4 protein-coding genes are annotated in these 4,458 nt (G+C 71.0%); 2 read left to right on the forward strand and 2 right to left on the reverse strand.

Annotated elements, in window-relative coordinates; all coding sequences use genetic code 11:
- A partial coding sequence (locus tag PSH25_RS18755; RefSeq protein ID WP_238660323.1) for an MFS transporter occupies positions 1-593 on the reverse strand: 593 nt, incomplete at its 3' end.
- Positions 594-747: 154 nt separating this feature from the next.
- Between PSH25_RS18755 and PSH25_RS18760 the strand changes: the two genes are divergently transcribed.
- On the forward strand, positions 748-1,530 hold the full coding sequence (locus PSH25_RS18760; protein WP_238660324.1) for an IclR family transcriptional regulator: 783 nt from the start codon (positions 748-750) through the stop codon (positions 1,528-1,530).
- A 102-nt stretch (positions 1,531-1,632) separates the two neighbouring features.
- On the opposite strand, the gene PSH25_RS18765 is transcribed toward PSH25_RS18760, so the two are convergent.
- Entirely contained in the window at positions 1,633-3,759 is a 2,127-nt protein-coding gene (locus tag PSH25_RS18765; RefSeq protein ID WP_238660325.1) for a PhoX family protein, read from the reverse strand.
- A gap of 163 nt (positions 3,760-3,922) precedes the next feature.
- Here PSH25_RS18765 and PSH25_RS18770 point away from each other — a divergent pair, with 163 nt between their 5' ends.
- Positions 3,923-4,312 carry a sigma factor gene (locus PSH25_RS18770; RefSeq protein ID WP_308193692.1) on the forward strand — a complete coding sequence of 130 codons (390 nt, stop codon included), beginning with the start codon at positions 3,923-3,925 and terminating at the stop codon, positions 4,310-4,312.
- The last annotated feature ends 146 nt before the right edge of the window (positions 4,313-4,458 follow it).

Genomic DNA, 4,458 nt, shown 5'->3' on the forward strand with positions numbered 1-4,458 from the left:
AGGCCCGGCAACTGCCGGGGTACGCCGGCCCGCGTCCTCAACGCGGCCACGGCGGCGGCCACGAACGCCCAGCGCCAGCCGGCGGTGAGCGCGATGGTGGGCACCGCCACCCCGGCCAGCAGGGTGGAGACCGGGATGGCGGCCTGCTTGACACCGAACGACAGCCCCTGCCGCCGGGCCGGCACGTGCTGCGCCAGCGCGGCGTTGCTGGCCAACTGGCCGAGCGCGTTCGCGGCGGCGCTGAGCGCCAGCAGGCCGACCAACACCGGGTACGACCGGGCGAAGGCGGCCACGGCCAGCATCGACCCGGCGGCCAGCAGGATGCCGCAACGGGCGACCACTGCCGGTCCGTACCGTTCGACCAGGCGCCCGGAGGGCACCGAGGCCAGCGCGCTGACCCCGAAGTAGACGGAGACGGCCAGGCCCAGACCGGCCGGTGAGAAGCCGAGGTCCGCGCCCATCTGCACGGCGAGACCGCCGAGCAGGAAGACGGGCAGTACGCAGGCCACGGTGGTGACGACTGCGCCGGCGCTCGCCCGGACCGGGCGGGGTCGGGCGATCGCCGGATCGGGGGTGATGGAGGTGTCTGTCATCGTTCGGCAAACCTACGTGAGCCCCGCTCAAAGCACTCCTGGTGACCGGCGGGGCACAAGCTGTGGATGGTGATCTGGCATCCTCGACCCGAACAGGCATTTCGCACCGGGCCTGTTTTTCATATGGTGTAAGTCCCCGGCGGCGGAGGTGGTTGTGCGCGACCCCTTGGCAGAACCTTCGGACCTGATTCGCAGCGTGTCCCGAGCGCTACGGGTGCTGGAGTCGGTCGGTCGCGCCCCGAAGGGCCTGACCGTCAAGCAGATCGCCCGGCGCTGCGAGCTGACCGTGGCCACCACCTACCACCTGGTCCGCACCCTCGCCTACGAGGGCTACGTGATCCGTCGCGAGGACGGCACGTACATCGTGGGGTTGGAGGTGGCCGACCGGTACCGGGAGCTGGTGACGGCGTTCCGGGGCCCGCCGGCGGTCGGTGAGACGCTGCGGCGGGCCGCCCTGGACACCGGCTACAGCCACTACCTCGGTCGGTTCGTCGGCGGTCAGGTGGCCCTCACCGCGGTCGCCGAGGGGCATCGCTCGCCCTACCTGGAGGATCTGGTCCCCGGCTTCGACGAGGGGGCGCACGCGACAGCTCTCGGCAAGTCGCTGCTCGCCACCCTCACGACCGACCAGCGCTACCGCTATCTGCGCGAGTACGGCATGCGGCCGTTCACCACCGCCACGCTGACCACCACCGAGAGTTTCGAGGCCGACCTGGCCGCCGGCGACCGGCGCGGTATGCAGCTGGAGATGGGGCAGTTCCGGCAGGGGGTGGCCTGCGCCGCGGTGCTCGTCGCTCCGGACAAGGACATGGAACGCCGCGTCGTGCTGGCGTGCGCGTTGCCGGCCAGCGAGATGATGACCTCCGCCCGGGTCGTACGCGCCAAGCTGCTCACCGTGGCCCGCAGCGTGGCCGACGGCATCGCCGCCGACAACTGACCGCCGAGAGGCCCTCTCCCGGGCTGGGAGAGGGCCTCTCGGGGCGGTCCAGCGCCGAACCGCCGGAGCAACGTCAGCGGCCTCTCGGCCGCGGGAACGGTGTCAGCTGCCCACCGGGCCGCCGTCCAGACGCCAGGTGACCACCACGCCCGGCTTGGCGTAGTCACCGTCCGGCCAGTTCGAGGCCGGGTTCTCCACCGAGGCGCCGGTGATCTCGCCCGGGTGCTGCACCGCGACGAAGACCGAGCGGTTGTCGCCGGTGATGAACGGGCCGCAGGTCTCCGCGCCGAGCGGCACGGTCAGGAACTGCTTGAGGTGACCCCGTTCCGGACCCTCCACGGCGGTGGCGAACAGGCCGTCGTTGCTGCCCAGCGCGTTGCCGTCGGTGGAGATCCAGAGGTTGCCGGTGGCGTCGAAGGCGACGTTGTCCGGGCAGGAGATCGGGGAGACCTTGCTCTTGTCGTACCCGGCGAAGAACGTCGACGGGTCGGTCGGGTCACCGCAGACGATCGGCAGCGACCAGGCGAAGGTCTCCGACGTGTTGTCGTTGCGGTCCTCGACCAGCTCCAGGATCTGCCCGTGCTTGTTGGCGTTGCGCGGGTTGGCCTCGTCCGCCTTCGGGTTGCTGCCGACGCCCCGGTTGGTGTTGTTGGTCAGGGCCACGTACACCTTGCCGGTGAGCAGGCTCGGCTCGACGTCCTCGGGGCGGTCCATCTTGGTCGCGCCGACCTTGTCACCGGCGAGCCGGGTGAAGGTGAGCACGTCCGCGGCGGTCATCCCGTCGACGAACGACCGGTTGCCGCTGACCAGCTTGATCCAACGACCCCGGCCGTTGAACGCGCCGTCGGTGGGGAGCTTGCCCGAGCCGTCGATCTCGGCCGCGCTGGTCTGGTCGAGCTTCGCCACGTAGAGCGTGCCGGACTCCAGCAGCGTCAGGTTGTGCTTGCGGGCAGCCCAGGAGTTGCCCTTCATGAACGTCTTGTCCGAGACGAACTTGTAGAGGTAGTCGAACCGCTCGTCGTCGCCCATGTACGCGACCACGTGGCCGTCCTTCGCGACGATCACGTTGGCGCCCTCGTGCTTGAACCGGCCCATCGCGGTGTGCTTGCGCGGGCGGCTCTCCGGGTCGAACGGGTCGATCTCGACGACCCAACCGAACCGATGGGCCTCGTTGGGGTGCTTCGCCAGGTCGAAGCGCTCGTCCGCGCGCTCCCACTTGCGGCTGCCGCTGGGGTAGCGGCTGGCGGTGCTGATGCCGTAGCGGTCCAGCTTCGGCTTCAGCTCGGCCGGTGCGGCGTCGGCGCCAACGAAGTACTGGTTGAAGTTCTCCTCGCCGGAGAGCACCGTGCCCCACGGGGTCACGCCCCCGGCGCAGTTGTTGAGCGTGCCGACAACCGTGCGGCCCTTGGGGTCGGCGGCGGTCTTCAGCCAGGCCGAGCCGGCGGCCGGGCCGGTCAGGTCGAACTTGGTGCTCAGCGCGGTGACCCGCCGGTTGTACGGCCGGGGACCCTTGTCGACCGGCTGCCACTGCCCGGTGCCGGCGACCCGCTCCAGCTCCACCACGGACATGCCGTGCGCGGCCATGGCGGTGCGCAACTGCTCCACGGAGAGCCCGTCCAGGCCGGGGAAGCCCGGGAACATCAGGTCCTCGTTGGTGTACTCGTGGTTGACCACCAGCAGCGCCCGCTTGCCCTGCTTGTCCAGCGGCAGCACACCCACGAAGTCGTTGTTGTAGCCGAACTGCTTGGACTGCGCGGCGGCGGTCTGCTGGTGCAGGTTGAACTCCGGCGCGCCCGGCAGCACCGGGTCACCCCACTTGATCACCACGGCGTGGTCGTAGCCGTTCGGCACGACCAGGGTGTCCAGCTTGTTCGGTGGGATCGGCTTGAAGGTCAAGGCACCGCTGCCGACTCCGGTGCCGGGACGACCGAAACCGAAGGCCTCCGGGACGTCCGGGGTGGTCGGCGCCGCCACGGCCGGGGCCGCGCCGGCGAGCGCCCCGGTCGCCGCGCCGCCGAAACCGAGCACCAGCGCGCCGACCGCGCCGGCCCGGACCACGCCACGCCGCGACACCTCGGCGTTCACCACGTCACCGAAGTACGCGTTGTCGGAGGTGTTCGGGACCGGGTGGTCACAGGCGTTTCCGCACCGGTACAGACAGGTCATGGCGTCACGGGTGCCATGGCGGTTGCCGGTCAACAGGGGGAGCAGCCGGGGACGGTCGCTCATGGGAGAGGCCTCCAGAGAAGTCGGTGCACGACAGGCGGCGTACCAGGCGGACGCTAGGAGGACGTGGTGAGCGCTCGTCGGCCACGATGTGAACCCGGCATGAACACCTTCGTGGACGGCATCCGCCACGCAACCGGTCTGACCTCGGGCTGAACCGATCGGCGTGACCGCACGTATTCCCGAGCGAACGCACCGCCGGACGCGCGCCGGAAGCGAGGAGACCGCCATCAGCGACCACGACGCCCAACTGCTGCGCGCGCTGCACGACGAGCACGCGGAGGCGCTGTACGCCCATGCCCTGCGGCTGGTCAACGGGGACCGGCAGCGGGCCGAGGACCTGGTGCAGGAGACGCTGCTGCGGGCCTGGCGCAACGCACACCGCCTGGGCCAGCAGGGGCAGGGTTCGGTGCGGCCGTGGTTGGGCACGCTCGCCCGCCGCATCGCCATCGACGAGCACCGCAGCGAGGAGGCCCGGCCGCCCGAGGAGTACCACCGGGACCTCACCGCGGCCGCGCGTGGCGGACAGCACCGCACTGCGAGCGGCACACCATGACGCACGCGGACGCCCGGCGGACGCTCAGTCAGGCGCACCGGGAGATTCTGATCCCGCCGTGCTTTCGGTGCCGCACGTGGCCGGAGGCCGCCGACGAGTGAGGCCTGGCCGGTGGCACCTCGTCGCCGCGTGTCTCCTGCGGGCGG

The sequence above is a fragment of the Micromonospora foliorum genome (genome assembly GCF_022229015.1).
Classification (GTDB): Bacteria; Actinomycetota; Actinomycetes; order Mycobacteriales; family Micromonosporaceae; genus Micromonospora; species Micromonospora foliorum.